Source organism: Sphingomonas sp. 2378 (assembly GCF_038084995.1).
GTDB lineage: Bacteria > Pseudomonadota > Alphaproteobacteria > Sphingomonadales > Sphingomonadaceae > Sphingomonas.
Genome location: NZ_JAXCMJ010000009.1, coordinates 112,324 through 131,019 on the forward strand (window position 1 = coordinate 112,324; position 18,696 = coordinate 131,019).

Sequence of the window (18,696 nt, forward strand, 5' to 3'; positions counted from 1 at the left end):
TCGAATAGTCTCAGCCCTTCCCGAAGGGCATATTCCGACGCGGATCAGACGGCGTGCGACGCCGCACCGACGACCGCCCGCGCATCGCGTGCCGCCTCGGTCCGCAGCGATCGTTGCGCCATCGCCGACCAGGCCGCTTCGGCGCGCAGGCAACGGTCGCGGACATTGGCCAGGTCCGACTCATCGGCCTGGTGACGGCAATCGGCGGCACGTTGCAGATACATTTCGGAGTCACGCATGACGGGGCCTTTCCGATGGAGAAATAAGGGCAGGCAAAACGATCGAGGGAGCGGGATCGATCGACCCCGCCCCCTCGTCATCAATCAATCGACCGGCTGGAGATTGACCGCCGCCATCTTGCCGCGACGATCCTCTTCGAGTTCATAGCCGATGCGCTGGTTCTGCTGGAGCGTGATCATCCCGGCCCGCTCCACCGCAGACACATGGACAAAGGCGTCGGTGCCGCCATTGTCCGGGGTGATGAAGCCATAGCCCTTGTCGGCGTTGAAGAATTTGACGGTTCCGTTCTGGCTCATGATATTTCCTTCGGTAACGGGTCTGCCGGAGACCGGCGGGCCCAAGGGGCCTCGACAGCAGGGAAAGAAGGAAAAAGGCCGCAAAGCGCCGAAAACCGTCGATATGCGACTAAAGCGCTTATCAGATGGGGATCAAGCGGCCAGTTCGCAAGCACCCGCCCCGTGCAATGGCGGCGCGATGCGGCGATATTCGGCGGCAAGGCGCAATATTTCCTTGGCGGTGAAGATCGTGGGATCGTCGCGATCCGCCTCGCGCCAGTCGCCGATCTCGGCCATCCGCACCGGGCGCATCGCGACCAGGCCGATCCAGTGGGCGAGCAGCACGTCGAGTTCGCGAAAGCCGTTGGCGGTGACGCGCGCCCGCACGATCCGCCCCCCCTCGGTCATGTCCGAGAAACGCGTGGTCCAGAGCGGGGCGATGCGCTCCTCCACCACGCGGATGCCGTTCATCAGGGCGCTGTGCGCGCGGTCCCGTTCCGCCTCGGACGGGATGGCAAGGCGGCTCAATGACGTCCCGCCCGGCGCCAGTACCAGCGTCGCAGCCAGCGGGTGACGAGGCGGGCGATCATGCGCTTCGCCCTTGCCGGACGGCGCAGTCGTCGCGATCGGTGGGGCGGGGCAGGCTGGTCATCACAAGGCTCCGACGCGACAAGCGGGAGCACGAGGTCTCTCAGCCGCCAGCGCTTGCGAAATGTCAAACCGGCGATGGCCACGGGTACCACGTCGCGCCGCTCGCGTCGCGCCATTTTTGTCGGAGGTCAAAGGGGTTAGCGCGCCGTTTCCCATAACCCTTATCCCATGATGTTTTTTCGCGACACCAAAATGGCTTACGCGCGTTGTTCACCAGGATTTCCACCCGTTTCGCCGCCACCCGTCCCCGATATCGGGGTAGCGGATCGCAGCGCAATGTGATGGATCATCCGAAACGGGGTTGAGAGGAGCCGGGACATTGGCGGATAACGGACGGGTTTCCATGTCGCGGCGCGGCGTGATCGTGGGGAGCGCAGCGACCGCGATGGCCGCCTCCGCGCCTGTCGAGGCTCAGGAGAAGAAGACGACCATGCCGCCCGATCCCGCCGCCATGAACGTCACCATGAAGGTAAACGGCAAGCCGCGCACCCTGTCGCTCGATCCGCGCACCACGCTGCTCGACACGTTGCGCGAACATCTGCACCTGACCGGCACCAAGAAGGGTTGCGACCATGGCCAGTGCGGCGCGTGCACGGTCATCGTCAACGGACAGCGGATCAACAGTTGCCTCTCCCTCGCGCTCCAGCATGAGGGCGACAGCATCACCACCATCGAGGGGCTGGGCACGCCCGAAAAGCTCCACCCGATGCAGGCCGCCTTCGTGCGGCACGATGGCTATCAATGCGGCTATTGCACGCCGGGGCAGATCTGCTCGGCGGTGGCGGTGCTGGACGAGATCAAGCGCGGCGTGCCGAGCCATGTCCAGGTCGACCTGACCGCCCGGCCCCAGGCCACAAACATGGAAATGCGCGAGCGGATGAGCGGCAATATCTGCCGCTGCGGCGCTTATTCCAACATCGCAGAGGCCATGGCCGAAGTCGCGGGAGGCAAGGCATGAAGGCGTTCACCTATGAGCGGGCCAAGGACCCCGTCGCCGCCGCCCGCGCCGCCGCCCGGCCCGGCGCCAAGTTCCTCGCGGGAGGGACCAACCTGCTCGACCTGATGAAGATCGAGGTGGAGACGCCGACCCATCTGATCGACGTTCAGGATCTGGGGCTCGACCGGATCGAGAAGACGAAGGAAGGCGGGCTGCGCATCGGGGCCTTCGCCACCAATACCGCGCTCGCCGCCGATGAGCGGGTGCGGCGCGATTACGGCGTCCTGTCGCGGGCCATCGTCGCGGGCGCGAGCGGCCAGTTGCGCAACAAGGCGACGACGGCGGGCAATCTGCTCCAGCGCACCCGCTGCCCCTATTTCTACGACACCAACATGGCCTGCAACAAGCGCAAGCCCGGCACCGGGTGCAGCGCGATCGGCGGCTATTCGCGCCAGTTGGCGGTCGTCGGGTCGAGCAACGACTGCATCGCCACCAACCCCAGCGACATGAACGTCGCGATGCGGGTGCTGGACGCGACCGTCGAGACGGTGAACCCGGAAGGTCGGACGCGCGCGATCCCGATCGCCGACTTCCACCGCCTGCCCGGTAACACCCCGCATATCGAAACCGCGCTCCAGACGGGTGAACTCATCACCGCCGTCACCCTGCCCCGCCCGGTCGGCGGCACGCATATCTATGAGAAGGTGCGCGACCGCGCCTCCTATGCCTTCGCGCTCGTCTCGGTCGCGGCCGTCATCCAGAAGGACGGGACCGGTCGCGTCGCGCTGGGCGGCGTCGCGCACAAGCCCTGGCGGGTCGAGGCCGCCGAGGCCGCGATGCCGCAGGGGGCCAGGGCGGTGACGGCGACGCTGCTCGCCGATGCCCGTCCGACCCAGGACAATGCCTATAAGGTGCCGCTCGTCGAACGGACGCTGGCGGCCGTCATCAGCCAGGCGAGGACCGCATGAAGTTCACAGAGCCGGCAGGCACCAACCCCATCGACCGCATGACCGTGGTCGGGCGCGCGCAGGACCGGATCGACGGCCCGCGCAAGACCAGCGGCACCGCCCCCTATGCCTATGAACATCATGCCGAAGCGCCCGACGCCGCCTATGGCTGGATCATCGGCGCGGCGATCGCCAAGGGGCGTATCCGTTCGATGAACCTCGACGATGCGCGCGGCGCGCCGGGCGTGCTGGGCATCGTCACCGCCAATGAAGCGGGCAAGCTGGGCAAGGGCAATTTCAACACGGTCAAGCTGCTCGGCGGACCGGAGATCGACCATTATCACCAGGCCGTCGCCATCGTCGTCGCCGAGACCTTCGAGCAGGCGCGCGCCGCCGCCGGGCTGGTCCGCATCGATTATGAGCGTGCCAAAGGCCAGTACGACCTGGCCGAAGCGCTGAAGACCGCCCCCCTGACCGGCGGCGACAGCGACGAGGGCAGCAAGGCCCCCGCCGCCGACCGGACCGGCAGGTTCGAGCAAGCCTTCGCCGCCGCCCCGGTGACGCTCGACGCCACCTATACCACCCCCGACCACAGCCATGCGATGATGGAGCCCTTCGCCTCGATCGCGTCATGGGACGGCGACGCGGTCACGGTGTGGACCTCGAACCAGATGATCGCCTGGGGTCGTGGCGATCTGGCCAAGACGCTGGGGCTGCCCAAGGAGAAGGTACGGCTGATCTCGCCCTATATCGGCGGCGGGTTCGGGGGTAAGCTGTTCCTGCGGGCCGATGCGGTCATGGCGGCGCTCGGCGCGCGGGCGGTCGGACGGCCGGTGAAGGTCGCGATGCAGCGCCCCTTGATGGCGAACAACTCCACCCACCGGCCCGCGACGACGCAGCGTATCCGCATCGGCGCCGCGAAGGACGGCACGATCCAGGCCATCGCGCACGAAAGCGGCTCGGGCGATCAGCCCGGCGGCGGGCCGGAAACGGCGGTCAACCAGACCAAGCTGCTCTATGCCGGGCCCAACCGGCTGACCTCGATGCGGCTGGCGGTGATGAACCTGCCGGAGGGCAATGCGATGCGCGCGCCCGGCGAGGCGCCGGGCATGATGGCGCTGGAAATCGCGATGGACGAGATGGCCGAGAAGCTGGGGCTCGACCCGGTCGCCTTCCGCGTGAAGAACGACACGCAGGTCGATCCCGAGAAGCCCGATCGTCGCTTTTCACAGCGTCAGCTCGTCCGTTGTCTGGAGGAAGGCGCGCAGCGCTTCGGCTGGTCGCGGCGCAATGCCAGGCCCGCGCAAGTGCGCGACGGACGCTGGCTGGTCGGCATGGGCGTCGCCTCCGCCTTTCGCAACCATATGAACATGAAGTCCGCCGCCCGCGTCACGCTGAGCAAGGACGGTCGGGTCGTGGTCGAAACCGACATGACCGATATCGGCACCGGCAGCTATACCATCGTCGCCCAGACCGCCGCCGAGATGATGGGCCTGCCGATGGACGCGGTCGAGGTCCGGCTGGGCGACAGCGACTTTCCCGTCTCGGCGGGTTCGGGCGGCCAGTGGGGCGCGGCCAATGCGACGGCGGGCGTCTATGCAGCCTGCGTCAAGTTGCGTGAGGCGGTGGCGCAGCGGCTGGGGTTCAACTCCGCCGACCTGACCTTCGCGGATGGCAAGGTCACGGGGGGTAATCGCTCCGTGTCGCTCAGGGACGCGGCGGCGTCCGGCCCCCTGTCGGCAGAGGACCGGATCGAGTTCGGCGACCTCGACAAGAGTTGGCAGCTATCCACCTTCGGCGCGCATTTCGTCGAGGTCGGGGTGGACGCCTATACCGGCGTGACCCGCCTTCGCCGGATGCTGGCGGTCTGCGCGGCGGGGCGTATCCTGAACCCCAAGGCGGCGCGCAGCCAGGTGATCGGCGCGATGACCATGGGCGTTGGCTCGGCGCTGATGGAGGAACTGGCAGTCGACAAACGGTTCGGCTTCTTCGTGAATCACGACCTGGCGGGCTATGAAGTGCCGGTCCACGCCGACATTCCGCATCAGGAGGTGATCTTCCTGGAAGAAGCCGATGACAAGGCCAATCCGATGAAAGCCAAGGGTGTCGGCGAACTCGGCCTGTGCGGGGTCGGCGCGGCGGTGGCCAATGCGGTCTATAACGCGACGGGCGTGCGCATCCGCGACTATCCGCTGACGCTGGAAAAGCATCTGGAGCGTTTGCCTGCGGTGGCGTGACGCCGGTTGAACCGCCCTCACCTTTCCCGCTCACCGTAGGTGGGTGGGAAGGGTGAGGATGTCCTACGCCCGCATCGCCGCCACCAGATCCCCATGGCTCGGCAAATCCGCGACCGCCCGTTCCCCGAAGAGCTGGAGCTTGCGGAACAGCCGCTCCGCCTCGCCCGACACCGGCGACGACGGGCCGCCCTCATCGGCGAACCCCATGCCGTAGAGGATGTACTGATAGTTGAAATAGGCGAAGCTCTCGACATCCAGCGTGAAGTCGAACCGCCCCGGTGGCCGGTAGCGCCACTGTTCCAGCAGATCGCGCAGCCGATCGGAGATCGACGCCGCATCGCCATTGTCCCGCCAGAAGGGCTCGTCCCGGCGGCTGAGACAGTAATGGAGCTTCAGGAAATCGGTGATCGTCTGATAGCGTGCCGACATCAGCGCGTTGAACCGCGCGGCGGGCGCGGCGACGGGACCGTGATGCGGGAACAGTTCGGCCAGCATCGCCACCGCCGCTTCGATCAGGACGATGCCGGTCGACTCCAGCGGCTCCAGAAACCCGCCCGCCAGCCCGATCGCGACGCAATTGCCGATCCAGGGCCGCCGCCGATAACCGGGCTCGAAGGTCAGCAGACGGGGCTCGACCGCCTCCGGCTCGCGCCCCAGATGGGCGGCCAGCGTCCGCAGCGCGCGATCGTCGTCCATATGCGCGCCGGAATAGACCGTGCCGATCCCCCGCCCCTGCGCCAGCCCGATATCCCAGGTCCACCCCGCCATATGCGCGGTGGCGACGGTCATGGTCGGCAGGCCGTCCGCCGCCCCCTCATCATAGGGCAGACGGCAGGCGAGCGCGCGGTTGGTGAACAGCTGATCCCGAACCGACACCAGTTCCTCGCCCAACACACCACCGATCAACTCGGCCCGCTGACCGGTGCAATCGACATAGAGGTCCGCCGTCAACGCGCCGTGCCGGTCGGTCAGCACATGATCGATCGCACCGCCCTCGTCGCGCACCGCCCCGATCAACCGCCCATGCAGATGACGGACACCCAGGGCGACGCCATGCTCTGCCAGCAATTCGACCAGCCGGTGCGCGTCGAAATGATAGGCATAGCCGAGCGGCCCGTCGAACGCCCCCTCACCCACCTGCTTCGGCCCGCGCCCGGCGGCGGCGACGCGGTGCTGGATCGTCACCGCCTCGGCAAAGGGCGGGCGCGTGGCGGGGTCCTGCGCCAGCCAATGCGCGACCAGGTCGATGCCGTCCGCCTGGAAAGGCGGCTCGAACGGATGCCAATAGCGATGCCGCCCTCCGGGTGACGGGGCGTGGCGCCAGTCGTCGAACCGGATGCCCTGCTTGAAGGTCGCACCCGCCGCGCGGATGAAATGCGCTTCGTCGATCCCCAGGAAGCGCAAGGTTTGGCGCATCGTCGGGAACGCCCCCTCGCCGACGCCGATCGTGCCGATCTCCGGCGCTTCGAGCAAAGTGATGGTCACGCCGGGCCGTCCGCCCAGATAACGGGCAAGATAAGCGGCGGTCAGCCAGCCCGCCGTCCCGCCGCCCACGATCAGGATCGACCGGCCACCCTCTCCGCCCGCTTGCCCGTTCATCACGATCACATCCTCACGAACAGGTTGCGGAACCAGGGCGCCCCGCCCCGCGTCGCCTGCCGCCAGTCCTCGCCCGTGTCATCGGCGACGAAGCCCCACGGACAGAATAGCTTGGGCCGTCCCGCCTTATAGGCCGAGACATGCCGCGTGACGAGGGTCAGGCCATGGACCAGCGCCGTCGCCACCAGCAACGCATCGCGCGTCTGGGCATAGCCGAGCCCGGCGGACCGCCGCACCACATCGGCATCGACCGGCAGGATGCGCCCCTCGAACGCCGGGAGGACGCGGTCGGCGATCCAGTCTCCCCCAGCCGCCGCCGCCCCTTTGCGCGAGGGCGGCACTTCGTCCTGTAGGTCGAGCAGGGAAATCGCCGACAGGAACAGTTCGTGACGGGGTACCCCGCCCGCCCACTCGACCAGCCCGGCATCCGCCGTGCCGCCGCGTGCGCCGCGCAACTCGGCGACTACCATGGCATCGAGCAGATACATCAGCGTGCCCGGCCCCAGTCGCGCGGCGACGCAGCCCCTTCGGCGAACGACGCCTCCCCATCCGCGAGCAGATCGACGATCGACTCGCTCTGCCCGGCAAGCTGCCGGAACGCGCCGATCCCGAGCAGCACATGGGTCGGCTTGCCCCGGTCGGTGATGAACACCGGCTCGATTCGAGCGAGCCGCTTGGCGCGGCTGACATCCTGATTGAATTCGCGACTGGTGAGCGTCTTCATGGCACCTCCGGCCGGGTAAAGAGGCTGTAGATTATGTAGGTACGTACCTATCCTGTAGCATGCACAACACGATTTGCCACGAGTGCCGGGAAATCGCGCTGAAGCCGCCGAAATCCGGTTGCAAGATCGGCGCGATTGCCTCGCTATCCGATGGTCACGCTCGCCCATAAGCAGCGTGGCGGGGGGGATCAGCACGACATGAACGACGCCATCGACAGTTTCTGGCATAGCGCAAGCGGCATCCTGTCGCCGCATGGGCCCGCCACCGCTGGAGCCGCGGCCAGCTATGCGCCGGGCGACTATAGCATCCATTTCTTCCTGCAATTGGCGGTGATCCTGTTCGCCTGCCGTATCGTCGGCTGGTTCGGCCAGCGTTTCCTGGCGCAGCCGCCGGTGGTGGGCGAGATGATCGCGGGCGTGATCCTGGGCCCGTCGCTGCTCGGGATGTTCTTCCCCGACCTTCAGGGCGCGATCTTCCCCAAGGAGACGCGAAACGTACTTTATGCGGGCGCCCAACTGGGGGTCGCGCTTTACATGTTCCTGGTCGGCCTGACCCTGCGGCTCGACCATTTCGCATCGAAGGCGCGCTCCGCCTTGGCCGTGTCCGCGTCGGGGGTCATCGCGCCCTTTCTGATCGCGGTGGCGATCACCCCCATGCTGCTGACCGTGCCGGGACTGTTCGCGCCGGGGATCAGCCAGGCCAATGCGACATTGTTCCTGGGGGCGTGCATCGCGCTGACCGCCTTTCCGATGCTGGCGCGCATCATCAACGAGCGGGGGCTGGCCAATAGTCCGCTGGGCACCCTGTCGCTGGCGGCGGGCGCGTTCGACGATGCCGCCTCCTGGTGCGTGCTGGCGGTGGTGCTGGCGACCTTCGGCGGGGGCAGCGGGATCGCGATCCTGGCGATCGGCGGCGCGTTCCTCTATGTCGGCTTCCTCGTCCTGTTCGGTCGCCGCATCCTGGCGCCGCTGGGCCGCGCGGTCGAGGCGCGGGGCGAGATGAGCATGAATGTGCTCACGATCACGCTGATGGCCTTCTGCATCTCCGCCTTCATCATGGACGCGATCGGCGTGCACGGCATTTTCGGCGGCTTCATCCTGGGCGTGTTCATGCCGCGCGGCCTGTTCGTCGCCGAATTGAAGAAGAAGGTCGAGCCGCTGGCGGTCGTCCTGCTGCTGCCGATGTTCTTCACCTATTCGGGGCTGAACACGCGGATGGACATGGTCAACTCCGCCTCGCTGCTGGTGATCGCGCTTGGGATCCTGGCCGCGTCGATCGCGGCGAAGTTCGGCGCCTGCTATCTGGCGGCGCGCGCGTGCGGCGAGGATAACAGGACGGCGATGGGCATCGGCGCGCTGATGAACTCGCGCGGCCTGATGGAGCTCATCATCATCAATATCGGCCTTCAAAAGGGCATTATCGGCCCGACGCTCTTCTCGATGCTGGTGCTGATGGCGATCGTCACGACGATGATGGCCAGCCCGTTGTTCGAATATGTCTATGGCCGCAAGGCGCGGCTGATGGACGAGATGGAGACGATGAAGACCGTCTCGGCGTAAGGGGTCGAGGGGTTTCGGCGTCTTCGCGCTTCCCGTTTGGCTGTTCCAAGAAAGGCACGTCTTTCGACCATGGTACCCCTCGCCCCTCTCTGAGGGGAGAGGGTTGCGCAGACTTGGTTTTTGCGAAAGCAAAGGCTTAGTCGGAGCTGGGTGAGGGGTGCGCGCTCGAAGAGCGCGCGAGCCTGCGGCTCGCTCAACCCCTCACCCATGCTGCGCTAGCCAGCATAGCTGGCAATCTCCGCTAACCCTCTCCCCTGTCCAGCGGAGAGGGATTGAGGCGCCCTCGTGAATCTGGGCGCAGTTGACGGAGTCCGTTGCTTGCGTGCTGCGTCGAAACGATCGTCAACAAAGGCCTCCCTTCCCTCTGCACGCCATGGCGCAGGCCGAAAGCCCCCACGCTCTGGGAACGCCGCGCATGAAAAACAGGGTCAGCGTAGCAGGCTCGGGAACCGAGGTCGGGGCGATGTTAAAGAACGACACATTGTCCAGCTCGAACGCGGTATTGCCCGAAGCGAACTTCAGACCGCCGATCTTCTGACCCGTCAGGCTGTCCAGCGTGTAGGTGACATACTGGTTGTACTTGGGATCATTATAATAGCTGCCCGGCGCATTCGCACCCGGCGAGGCGAAGTCGAGGCCGGTGATGGTCTTCAGGACATTGCCCGCCATGTCGAGCACCGACAGCGTGTTGTACGTGTCGGCCGAACCCCAATAGAGGCTGACGCCGTCGAAACCCTGGCCGCCGGTCTTCAGCGTGGCTTCCTTGCCGCCATTGACCATCTCCCCGTTATGCCGTCAAAAACCGATCCGGTTCGTGCCGGTGGAGGGTGAGAGGCTATTGTTCCGCCACCCGATCACCGTTGCCACGGTTCCGATACGGATCATATCGAAACGGGGTAATCGAAAACTCAGGCCGCCTGCCGCCGACGCCGGCGGGCCACACCGACAAGCCCCGCCAGACCCGCGCCGAACAAGCCGATCGAGGCCGGTTCCGGCACCGAGCTGGGCGTCGCCCCGAAGAACGAGACATCGTCCACCTCGAAGGCGAAACCCTGCGAATTGGGCGACGAGAAACGAAGGCCGCCGATCCGCTGGCCCGTGGAGGGATCGAGCGTGTAGGTGACGTACCGGTTAACGCTCGAAAACGGGCCGCCGGAGACGTCCGTCCCGGTCAGCGTGCGGATCACCTGGCCCATGGTATCCAGGATATCCAAACGGTTCTCGTTATCGATGGAACCCCAATTCAGCGCGATGCCGCCATAGCCAAAATTCTTGTCGGCATTCAGCGTCGTCGTGGCGTTCGGCATCGTCACCAGGAACTTGGTATTGTCCCCGGCGGGCGACAGATAGGCCCAGTTCGTAATGCCCCAGGTCGAATCCGTTGCGATCTGGCCGCCCTGCAACGAAAAGCCATTGGGCAGCCCGTTATTGAAATCGACCACCGTCGATCCCGCGGGCGGCGTCGCCTGCTTGCTATAGTCATCATTGGCTACGGAAGTGACCGTTCCCGGCGCCGCCTGAGTCGACGTCGCACAAGCGAACGCTGCAACGGCCGTCAACAGGAATATCTTCACTTTCGGCATCATCAACCCTTCGGAATTCAAAATGGAGCGTGTCATATGTTGCTCTGCTACCAACCTATATCGTTGCTGCGATCATAAGCGCACCCGGTAAAAATTCCGACAATATCCCGTATATTCCTTACCTTACTTGATTTTACTCCAAGACAAGACAGGCATTCGGCGCACGGCGGGGGCCTTTACGCTATGTCAATGCGAATCGCGCGATAGGGATCGCGAACTGGAATCTGGCAGGAACGATACATGAAACGCCGCAAGCTCCTCGTCATAGCGGGCATTCTGCTCGTCTTGGTCATCCTGGCCTTCATCGCCTCGGCGCTGCTGCGGCGCCCTGCCGAAAAGCCCGCCGCCACGCCGGTCTTCGTCGAGCGCCCCACCCCCGCCGCCAATCCCACCGTGGCGCAGGCCGCCGCGAAGAAGGCGCCGACCGATGCCGCCGCGCAAAAGGGACTGGGCGACGCGCTGCTCGCCAAGCGCCGCTTCGACGAGGCCGCCACCGCCTATCGCGCATCGCTGGCGATCGATCCCAATCAGTCGACCGCCTGGTCGGCGCTGGGCGAAACGCTGATGCAGACCACCAAGTCCAATGGTGTCGGCCTGCCGACCGAAGCCGCCGAGGCGTTCCGCAAGGCGCTGGCGCTCGATCCGCGTGACGCGCGGGCGCGCTTCTATTTCGCGATGGAGAAGGATTTCAAAGGCCAGCATGACGAAGCCATGGGCGAATGGCTGCAACTGCTGCGCGAGGTTCCGGCGGGCTCGGATGCTGACGAGGCGATCCGCACCACCCTGGCGGCGTCGATCAAGCGCAACATCCAGTTGATCCGCCAGGCCGCCGACGAAGCAGGCCGGGTCCAGCCCCGGTATAAATCGGCCAACTGACGCGCTGCGTTTCCGATCCAAAGGGCGCGGACGGCCAAGGCGGTCCGCGCCCTTTTTCGTGCATCGGCCCCGTGCCCATCCCATCGACTATGTGAGCGTTACATTGTGATCGGGGTCGGGAAGAACGCGCCGGTCACCACTGCATCCTAACCCAAAGCAAACACATCATTTTATCGTTGTCTAATCCGCGCCACTGGCACAGACTGCCAGCAAGCGGAGGCGGAAACCGTCCCGTTGGCGTGGCAGGACAGACCCAGCATCGACTCGATGTGACGGCCTTTCCTCCATAAGAAAATGATAGCGCTACTATAGGAGGGGTTATGCTGAAACGCTTTGGATTCGCCTTGTTGGCGTCGGCCAGTCTGATGGCGGGGGCCAGCGCCGCCCATGCCCAATCGCTGACCGTCACGCCCGCCGAAACGCTGGAAACGCAAGGGTTGACCGTGATGGTCGACCAGAACCAGTTCAGCCCGATCTTCTTCGACGAGAAGAATGCGGGCATCCAGATCGTCCTGCATGGCGAGCGGATCGCGACCGACGGCGCGGTCCGCCTGAACCCCACGCCCGAACAATGGGACCCCGTCCCCGCCTTTGTCAGCCGGACGCGCGGGAGCCAAGCCAATCAGGTGATCGTCCGCTCCACCTATAAGGACCAGGGTCTGGCCTACCGCGTCAAGGTGACCGCGGAGGGCGATGGCTTTCGCATAGCGGTCGACCTGGACCAGCCGCTGCCCGCCGCGCTGGCGGGCAAGGCGGGGTTCAACCTGGATTTCCTGCCGACCAGCTATTTCGGCAAGACCTATCTGATGGACACCGCCCCCGGCCTGTTCCCGCGCCATGCGACCGGGCCGATGGCGAAGAACGGATCGGGCGATCCCATGCCGCTGGCCTCGGGCGGCAAATCGATCACCCTGTCGCCCGAAGATCCGCTGACGCGGGTCACCATCACCTCGGACGCGGGCGGGCTGGAACTCTACGACGCGCGCAACCGGGCGCAGAATGGCTGGTTCGTCGTCCGCTCGCTGATCGCGCCGGGCGCGAAGGAGAATGCGGTCGTCTGGCATGTCCGCCCCAATGTCGTGAAGGACTGGGTCCGCGCGCCGGTCGTCTCGTTCAACCAGGCGGGCTATACGCCGGGCCGGTCGAAGATCGCGCTGATCGAGACCGATCCTCACGGCACGGCCCCGGGCGAGGCGGAGTTGGTCAAGCTCGCCGCCGACGGTACCCGGCAGTCCGTCTTCCGCGCGGCAGTCACCCCGCGCGGCCGGTGGCTGCGCTATAACTATGCCGCCTTCGACTTCTCGCAGGTGCGCGATCCCGGTATCTACGCCATCGCCTATGGCGGCAAGGTGACGAACCCCTTCCGCATCGCCGCCGATGCCTATGACCGAATCTGGCAGACCTCGCTCGACACCTTCATCGCCGAGCAGATGGATCATGTCGGCATTCGCGAGCAGTATCGCGTCTGGTCCGCGCCCAGCCATCTCGACGATGCGCGCCAGGCCCCGCCCAACCATGTCCATTTCGACGGATACCGGATGGGGCCGAACCTCGACTCCCCCTTCAAGCCCGGCGAGCATATTCCCGGCCTGAACGTCGGCGGATTCCAGGATGCGGGTGATTACGATATCCAGACGCCGCAGAACGCCGCCGTCGTCCGCGACCTGGTCTGGGGTCGCGAACTCTACGGCCTGGACTGGGACGAGACGACGGTGGACGAGGCCGCCCGCGCGGTCGAAATCCGCAAGCCTGACGGCAAGCAGGACGCGGTGCAGCAGATCCGCCACGGCGTCCTGCAACTGCTTGCTCAGTACAAGGTGTTCGGCCACGCGATCGTCGGCATCGTCGATCCGGTCCAGCGCCAATATGCCCATCTGGGCGATGCCGGGTCGCAGACCGACAATCTGACCTATGACGCCTCGCTGGGCGTGTCGGAGCGGAGCGGCGGGTCGTCGGGGGCACAGGACGATCGCTGGGCCTTCACCACCGACCTGCCGGCCAACAACCTGGCGGTCGCGGGCGCGCTGGCGGCGGCCTCGCGCGCCCTGGCCGACAGCGACCCGACCATGGCGGCGGAGGCCTGGGACGCGGCGAAGGTGCTGTGGGGCCGGTTCCAAAAGGGGCCGATCAAGTCGGGCGACGGACGCGACGACTCCGGCACGCCCTGGTCGGCGGACGGCGCCAATGTCGGCGCGACGGTCGAAATGCTGATCACCGGCAAGGGCGACCGCGTCTATGCCGATCGCCTGCGCAAGCTGATGCCGGTGATCGCGAAGAACTTCGCCTGGGTCGGGGCCCCCGCCGTCCGCGCCATTCCCTTCATGGACGCCAGATATCGCGCCGCACTCGTGCCGCTGGTCCGCCAGGCCAAGGCGAAGATGGATGCGGAGGCCGCCAAGAACCCCTTCGGCGTGCCGATCGCCGAGGGCAGTTGGGCCGGATCGCATCAGGTCGTGGAGTTCGGCTCGACCGCCTTCCTGATGCACAAGGCCTTTCCAGAGATCGTCGGCACCGACTATACGCTGAACGCGATCGACTATGTGCTGGGGCGGCACCCGGCCAACAATCTGTCGCTGGTCTCGACGGTCGGCGCCGCGTCGAAGCTGATCGGCTATGGCCATAACCGCGCCGATTACGGCTTCATTCCGGGCGGCCTGGTTCCGGGCGTGCTGATCGTGAAGCCGGACTTTCCCGAGTTGAAGACCGACTGGCCGTTCCTGTGGTTCGAGAACGAATATACGGTCGCGACCACCTCGGCCTATATCCTCGCCGCCAATGCCGCGATCGAGGCGACGAAGGAAACGCGTTGAACGATCGATGAGCAAAACCCCTCCCCCAGCGGGGAGGGGCAGATTGTCCGGCCTCAATAATCGAAGCGCAGGGTCGCCAGGATGCTGCGCGGCGCGGCATAGAAGGCTTGGCCGTATTTCAACGTCCCCAGATACTTGGCATTGGTCACGTTGCGCAGGTTCACGCTGGCGCGGACATGGTCGATCAGGCGGATGCTGCCCAGCAGGTCCAGCGTGGCATAGGCGTCTTGCACCACCGGGATCGCCTGCCCCGCCGCCGTCACCGCGCCGCTGTCGTTGCTGATCCGGCTCTGATAGCGGAACTGGCCGCCCAGCTTCAGGTCGTTCAACGGCGCGATGCTATAGGTCGCGGCAAGCTTGAACGTGTCGCGCGGGATGAAGGGACGCGCGCGGGCGCCGTCGCCATCCTCGACCTGAAGATGGGTGAAGCCGCCCGACAGCAACCAGCGATCGGTCATCCGACCCGCCACCTCGACCTCGAACCCCTTCGAGACGCTGTCCTGCCCGATATAATAGTTGACGCCGACCGGCCCGTTGGTTCCGTCGAACGCACCCGCATAGAGGGCCAGCCCCTTCTGCTCCGCCCGGAACAGCGCCGCCGAGCCATAGAGCCGACCGCCAAGCCACTCGCCTTTCAACCCGGCCTCGATACTCGATCCGCGCGCGGGGTCCAGGCGGGTGTTGGTGATGTCGACCTGGCTCTGCGGATCGAAGATGCCGGTATAGCTGGCATAGGCGGTGACATGATCCGTCAGGTCGTACAGCGCGCCCAGATAGGGCGTGACGCGGCTGTTCCGCCGGGTCTGGTCGACGCCGTAAGACTCGCCCGAGCTGCGCAGCCAGATCGCCGTCGCGCCGACCACGCCCTTCAGCCGGTCGGTCAGGTTCAGGTGCATCGCGCCGTAAGCGCGGGTCAGCCGGTCCTGCGTATCCGCCTGCTGGATCATCGGGTCATATCCCACCTGCGGCGCACGGAAATTGGGCAGGTTGCGGATATCGCCATAGTCGACGAACGCCTGCCCGTTCCCGGCATATTGCTCGCCATCGGAACGGCCGGTCGACACGCCGAACGCCAATTGATGATCGCGCCCGAACAGCGAGACACCGCCCGAGGCGTAACCGTCGAACAGCAACTGGTCGTAGTTTGAATCGTAGCGCCCGGTCTGCCCCTGCATACCCAATCCGGTCGTCCGGTCGGGCAGACCGAAGGCATAGAGCAGCCGCGCACTTTCTTCCCAACGCCGATAGGTCACGACGCCGCGCACCGCCCAGTCGCCGAACGGCTTCCACGCCAGTTCGCCGAACGCGGTCTGGTCGAGGACATTCCAATAGGTCCAGTCCGCCGAGGTCGAGGCCGAGCGCGCATAATCGATCCGCGTCCCGTCTTTATAGGTCAGCGGCAACGCGCCCCACAGCACCCCGCGCGAGCGATTGTCCTGCCGCGAATAGGCGACCGTCGCGGTCAGGGCGGGCGTCACGTCCCAGGCCAGCAGCCCGGCCACCACATCGCGATTGACGTGATTATAGTCCAGATAGCTGTCCCGCTCCTCATGCGCCCCGACCGTGCGTATCCGGAGCGACCCGTCGCCGGTCAACGGACCGGAGACGTCGCCCTCCAGACGCCACATGCCGAACGAGCCGAGATAGGCCGAGCCATTGGCCTGGAAGCTCTTGGTCGGGCGCTTGCGCAGGAAGTTGATCGTCGCCGACGGATTGCCGACACCGGTCATGATCGCATTCGCGCCGCGCACCGCCTCGACCCGATCGAACAGGATCGTGTCGAGATCGCCCGTCTGGATGTTGTAGAACATCGGCAGGCCGATGCCGTCGACCTGGAAATTGGTGATGTCGAACCCGCGCGAGTTGAACTCGGTCCGGTCGGTCTCGGTCCGCTCCACATTGATGCCGACCGTCTGGGTCAGCAGGTCCTGGACATTGGTCAGTGCGAAGTCGTCGATCCGCTGGCGGTCGATCACCGTCACCGATTGCGGCGTCTCGCGCAGCGACAGCGCCAGCCCGGTCGGCGACGCGCTTTCCTTATCCCCCGCCAGTGCCGCGCGGGCACCCGTGACGATCACGTCGTCGGCGCGCTGCGGATCGGCGGCGGGTGTCGTCTCGGCGGCAAGGGCCGGTCCACCCCAGACCAGCGACGCGACGCCCACCGACAGGGCCGCCATCAGCCTGCGCTTCATAATTCCTCCGAGGAAACAGGATACCCGTCCGGGCACATTCGCCCTGCCCCTAGTTAGAAGAATAATGATAATCAATCGCATATTTTCTCAAGCATTTGTGAAGCGATGACATTTTCGTCATGACCAAGGGACGATATTGACTGCCTAGGCAATCATTGCCATGGCAGCGAAATGACTTCGAATACGCCCGATTCCTACGACCCCGAACGCTCGGTCGGTTATCTGACCAAGCGGGTGTTCCAGCTTGCCCGTATCGGCATGGAACCGATCTTCGCCGATGAGGAGGTCACCCATGTCCAGTGGAGCGCGATGATGGCGCTGCATCACGGCCTGGGCGGCACCGCCGCCGAGCTGTCGCGCCATTTGTGCCACGACACCGGGGCGACGACCCGGATCCTCGACACGCTGGAGGAGCGCGGCCTGATCGAACGCTCGCGCAGCACGACGGATCGTCGCGTGGTTCGGCTGTCGCTGACGGATCGGGGGCGGGTCATCACCGATCGGTGCAAGGTCAAGGTGCTGGCCCATTGGGACGAATGGCTCGCCGACTGGTCGGGCGAGGATGTCGCGCGCTTCGTCGGATATCTGGTCCGCCTGCGCAACAAGCTGGAGACAGTGGCATGAAGCGGTTCGCATTTCTGACCGGGTTGCTGCTCGCGGGCTGTTCGGTGCCCCAAGCGCATCCCGCCGTGCCCCAGACCCCGCCGGAGAAGCTGGGCCTGGGGACCGCGCAGGCGCCGCTGGTCGCCGCCGATTGGTGGCGGGGGCTGGGCGATCCGCAACTCGACCGGATCGTCGGCGATGCCCTGTCGGGCAATCCCTCGCTCGACGTCGCGCTCGCCCGGCTGCGGCAGGCGGAGTCGGTTCTCGCCACCCGCCGCGCCGATAACGGCCCCTCGGTCTCGCTCGACGCGCAGGAGCAATATAGCCGAATTTCGGGCCGCTACACGATCCCACCACCCTTTGCGGGCACGACCCAGTGGCTGGGTCAGGCGCAGGCCAATCTGAACTGGACGATCGACCTGTTCGGGCGACAGGCGGCGGCGATTCAGGCGGCGCGGGCTTCGACCCGCGCGGCGGCCCTCGACGTGACGGCGGCACGGCTCGCGCTGGCGGGATCGGTCGCGCAGACCTATGTCGAACTGGCCCGGGCCGAGCGGCAGGCGGCGATCGCCCGCCAGACGATCGACACCCGCACCCGCTCGCTCGCGCTGATCCAGTCGCGCATCCGCCACCAGCTCGCCAGCCAGCTCGATGCGTCGAGCGGCCAGACATTGCTCGCCCAGGCGCGGGTCGCCCTGGCGCGGGCGGAGGCGCAAGCAGCCTTGTCCCGCAACGCGCTGGCGGCGCTGGCCGGGCGCGGGCTGGACTATCCGGCGACGATCGCACCGACGCGGATCACCTTCGATACCGCGCTGCCCATGCCCGCGACGGTGCCCGCCGACCTGTTGTCGCGGCGGCCCGATATCGCCGCGTCGCTTGCCCGGATCGACGCGGCCAGCGCCGGACAGGAGGTCGCCCGCAAGGCGTTCCTGCCCAATATCAACCTGATGGCGCTGGCGGGCTTCCAGGCGGTGGGTCTGGGTAATCTGTTCACCGCCGATGCGGGAACGGCGGGGGCTGGCCCCGCCATCCATCTGCCGATCTTCGACAGCGGGCGGCTCCGGGCCGGACTGGCCGGGGCGACCGCCGCGCTCGACCTGGCGACCGCCGACTATAACGACCGCATCGTCGGCGCGGTACGCGAGGCCGCCGATGCGGTGACGCGCAGCACGACCCTGGCGACCGAGCGTGCCCGCCAGCGCGAGGTCGTGCGCGGCCTGTCCGAGACCCGCCGCCTCAACGCGATCCGGGTATCGAGCGGGCTGCAATCGCAACTTGGCCTGATCGATCCCGACATCCGCCAGCTGGAGGCCGACCAGGCCGACGCCAATCTCGCCGCCGATGCGGTCCAGGCGCGCATCGCGCTGGCCGTCGCCCTGGGCGGTGGTTTCTCCTCTTCCTCGCAAGGTATCACGCAATGAGCGACACCGAAGCCGCCGCCCCTACCCCCGCCCCCTCGGCC

The 18,696-nt window shown here is 66.2% G+C and carries 17 protein-coding genes; 8 read left to right on the plus strand and 9 right to left on the minus strand.

The genetic code is table 11. From position 1 onward, the window contains the following. Positions 1-44 precede the first annotated feature (44 nt). From SM191_RS07105 to SM191_RS07115, 3 genes are all read right to left on the minus strand, one after another. Positions 45-239: a hypothetical protein gene (locus tag SM191_RS07105; RefSeq protein WP_307001225.1), complete on the minus strand. Its 195-nt coding sequence runs from the start codon at positions 237-239 to the stop codon at positions 45-47. 84 nt (positions 240-323) lie between these two features. Then, positions 324-536: a cold-shock protein gene (locus SM191_RS07110; protein ID WP_267435206.1), complete on the minus strand. Its 213-nt coding sequence runs from the start codon at positions 534-536 to the stop codon at positions 324-326. Positions 537-668: 132 nt separating this feature from the next. Next, on the minus strand, positions 669-1,043 hold the full coding sequence (locus SM191_RS07115) for a hypothetical protein (RefSeq protein WP_341505572.1): 375 nt from the start codon (positions 1,041-1,043) through the stop codon (positions 669-671). A 466-nt stretch (positions 1,044-1,509) separates the two neighbouring features. On the opposite strand from SM191_RS07115, the gene paoA reads away from it, so the two are divergent. The 3 genes from paoA to paoC are packed head-to-tail and all read left to right on the plus strand — an operon-like array spanning position 1,510 to position 5,287. After that, the gene (gene paoA / locus SM191_RS07120) at positions 1,510-2,124 is read left to right on the plus strand and encodes an aldehyde dehydrogenase iron-sulfur subunit PaoA (RefSeq protein ID WP_341505573.1); all 615 of its coding nucleotides are present in this window, start codon (positions 1,510-1,512) and stop codon (positions 2,122-2,124) included. After that, a complete protein-coding gene (locus SM191_RS07125) occupies positions 2,121-3,071 on the plus strand; it encodes an FAD binding domain-containing protein (protein ID WP_341505574.1) in 951 nt (316 codons plus the stop codon). Before paoA ends, SM191_RS07125 begins: the two co-directional genes overlap by 4 nt. After that, a complete protein-coding gene (gene paoC / locus SM191_RS07130; protein WP_341505575.1) occupies positions 3,068-5,287 on the plus strand; it encodes an aldehyde oxidoreductase molybdenum-binding subunit PaoC in 2,220 nt (739 codons plus the stop codon). The genes SM191_RS07125 and paoC overlap by 4 nt, the downstream gene beginning before the upstream one ends. 63 nt (positions 5,288-5,350) lie before the next feature. On the opposite strand, the gene SM191_RS07135 is transcribed toward paoC, so the two are convergent. Genes SM191_RS07135 through SM191_RS07145 form a run of 3 tightly spaced genes read right to left on the minus strand, consistent with a single transcriptional unit; the run spans position 5,351 to position 7,610 of the window. Then, positions 5,351-6,886, minus strand: coding sequence for a tryptophan halogenase family protein (locus SM191_RS07135; RefSeq protein ID WP_341505591.1), 1,536 nt, complete (start codon positions 6,884-6,886; stop codon positions 5,351-5,353). 5 nt (positions 6,887-6,891) lie between these two features. After that, the gene (locus SM191_RS07140; protein ID WP_341505576.1) at positions 6,892-7,374 is read right to left on the minus strand and encodes a VapC toxin family PIN domain ribonuclease; all 483 of its coding nucleotides are present in this window, start codon (positions 7,372-7,374) and stop codon (positions 6,892-6,894) included. Beyond that, the gene (locus SM191_RS07145; RefSeq protein WP_341505577.1) at positions 7,374-7,610 is read right to left on the minus strand and encodes a type II toxin-antitoxin system Phd/YefM family antitoxin; all 237 of its coding nucleotides are present in this window, start codon (positions 7,608-7,610) and stop codon (positions 7,374-7,376) included. The genes SM191_RS07140 and SM191_RS07145 overlap by 1 nt, the downstream gene beginning before the upstream one ends. A 198-nt stretch (positions 7,611-7,808) precedes the next feature. Here SM191_RS07145 and SM191_RS07150 point away from each other — a divergent pair, with 198 nt between their 5' ends. After that, entirely contained in the window at positions 7,809-9,170 is a 1,362-nt protein-coding gene (locus SM191_RS07150; protein ID WP_341505578.1) for a cation:proton antiporter, read from the plus strand. Positions 9,171-9,512: 342 nt separating this feature from the next. Here SM191_RS07150 and SM191_RS07155 read toward each other — a convergent pair whose 3' ends face one another. Continuing rightward, positions 9,513-9,950: an Npun_F0296 family exosortase-dependent surface protein gene (locus SM191_RS07155; protein WP_341505579.1), complete on the minus strand. Its 438-nt coding sequence runs from the start codon at positions 9,948-9,950 to the stop codon at positions 9,513-9,515. A gap of 128 nt (positions 9,951-10,078) precedes the next feature. Then, a complete protein-coding gene (locus SM191_RS07160; protein ID WP_341505580.1) occupies positions 10,079-10,789 on the minus strand; it encodes a PEP-CTERM sorting domain-containing protein in 711 nt (236 codons plus the stop codon). Positions 10,790-10,993: 204 nt separating this feature from the next. On the opposite strand from SM191_RS07160, the gene SM191_RS07165 reads away from it, so the two are divergent. Beyond that, positions 10,994-11,629, plus strand: coding sequence for a tetratricopeptide repeat protein (locus tag SM191_RS07165; RefSeq protein WP_341505581.1), 636 nt, complete (start codon positions 10,994-10,996; stop codon positions 11,627-11,629). 320 nt (positions 11,630-11,949) lie between these two features. After that, positions 11,950-14,439, plus strand: coding sequence for a glycoside hydrolase family 9 protein (locus SM191_RS07170; protein WP_341505582.1), 2,490 nt, complete (start codon positions 11,950-11,952; stop codon positions 14,437-14,439). A gap of 53 nt (positions 14,440-14,492) precedes the next feature. Here the strand turns inward: SM191_RS07170 and SM191_RS07175 are convergent, their stop codons facing one another. Beyond that, positions 14,493-16,631: a TonB-dependent siderophore receptor gene (locus SM191_RS07175; protein ID WP_341505583.1), complete on the minus strand. Its 2,139-nt coding sequence runs from the start codon at positions 16,629-16,631 to the stop codon at positions 14,493-14,495. A 171-nt stretch (positions 16,632-16,802) separates the two neighbouring features. On the opposite strand from SM191_RS07175, the gene SM191_RS07180 reads away from it, so the two are divergent. Both SM191_RS07180 and SM191_RS07185 read left to right on the plus strand, forming a co-directional pair. Next, the gene (locus SM191_RS07180) at positions 16,803-17,255 is read left to right on the plus strand and encodes a MarR family winged helix-turn-helix transcriptional regulator (RefSeq protein WP_341505584.1); all 453 of its coding nucleotides are present in this window, start codon (positions 16,803-16,805) and stop codon (positions 17,253-17,255) included. Beyond that, positions 17,252-18,655 carry an efflux transporter outer membrane subunit gene (locus SM191_RS07185; protein ID WP_341505585.1) on the plus strand — a complete coding sequence of 468 codons (1,404 nt, stop codon included), beginning with the start codon at positions 17,252-17,254 and terminating at the stop codon, positions 18,653-18,655. The genes SM191_RS07180 and SM191_RS07185 overlap by 4 nt, the downstream gene beginning before the upstream one ends. Positions 18,656-18,696 lie beyond the last annotated feature (41 nt).

Bases quoted from the DNA above. Each gene is read 5' to 3' on its own strand.
- paoA (WP_341505573.1), top strand. From the start codon at position 1,510: ATGTCGCGGCGCGGCGTGATCGTGGGGAGCGCAGCGACCGCGATGGCC.
- SM191_RS07165 (WP_341505581.1), top strand. From the start codon at position 10,994: ATGAAACGCCGCAAGCTCCTCGTCATAGCGGGCATTCTGCTCGTCTTG.
- SM191_RS07105 (WP_307001225.1), bottom strand. From the start codon at position 239: ATGCGTGACTCCGAAATGTATCTGCAACGTGCCGCCGATTGCCGTCAC.
- SM191_RS07135 (WP_341505591.1), bottom strand. From the start codon at position 6,886: ATGAACGGGCAAGCGGGCGGAGAGGGTGGCCGGTCGATCCTGATCGTG.
- SM191_RS07180 (WP_341505584.1), top strand. From the start codon at position 16,803: ATGACTTCGAATACGCCCGATTCCTACGACCCCGAACGCTCGGTCGGT.
- SM191_RS07160 (WP_341505580.1), bottom strand. From the start codon at position 10,789: ATGACACGCTCCATTTTGAATTCCGAAGGGTTGATGATGCCGAAAGTG.
- SM191_RS07140 (WP_341505576.1), bottom strand. From the start codon at position 7,374: ATGTATCTGCTCGATGCCATGGTAGTCGCCGAGTTGCGCGGCGCACGC.
- SM191_RS07185 (WP_341505585.1), top strand. From the start codon at position 17,252: ATGAAGCGGTTCGCATTTCTGACCGGGTTGCTGCTCGCGGGCTGTTCG.
- paoC (WP_341505575.1), top strand. From the start codon at position 3,068: ATGAAGTTCACAGAGCCGGCAGGCACCAACCCCATCGACCGCATGACC.
- SM191_RS07145 (WP_341505577.1), bottom strand. From the start codon at position 7,610: ATGAAGACGCTCACCAGTCGCGAATTCAATCAGGATGTCAGCCGCGCC.
- SM191_RS07155 (WP_341505579.1), bottom strand. From the start codon at position 9,950: ATGGTCAATGGCGGCAAGGAAGCCACGCTGAAGACCGGCGGCCAGGGT.
- SM191_RS07150 (WP_341505578.1), top strand. From the start codon at position 7,809: ATGAACGACGCCATCGACAGTTTCTGGCATAGCGCAAGCGGCATCCTG.
- SM191_RS07170 (WP_341505582.1), top strand. From the start codon at position 11,950: ATGCTGAAACGCTTTGGATTCGCCTTGTTGGCGTCGGCCAGTCTGATG.
- SM191_RS07125 (WP_341505574.1), top strand. From the start codon at position 2,121: ATGAAGGCGTTCACCTATGAGCGGGCCAAGGACCCCGTCGCCGCCGCC.
- SM191_RS07175 (WP_341505583.1), bottom strand. From the start codon at position 16,631: ATGAAGCGCAGGCTGATGGCGGCCCTGTCGGTGGGCGTCGCGTCGCTG.
- SM191_RS07110 (WP_267435206.1), bottom strand. From the start codon at position 536: ATGAGCCAGAACGGAACCGTCAAATTCTTCAACGCCGACAAGGGCTAT.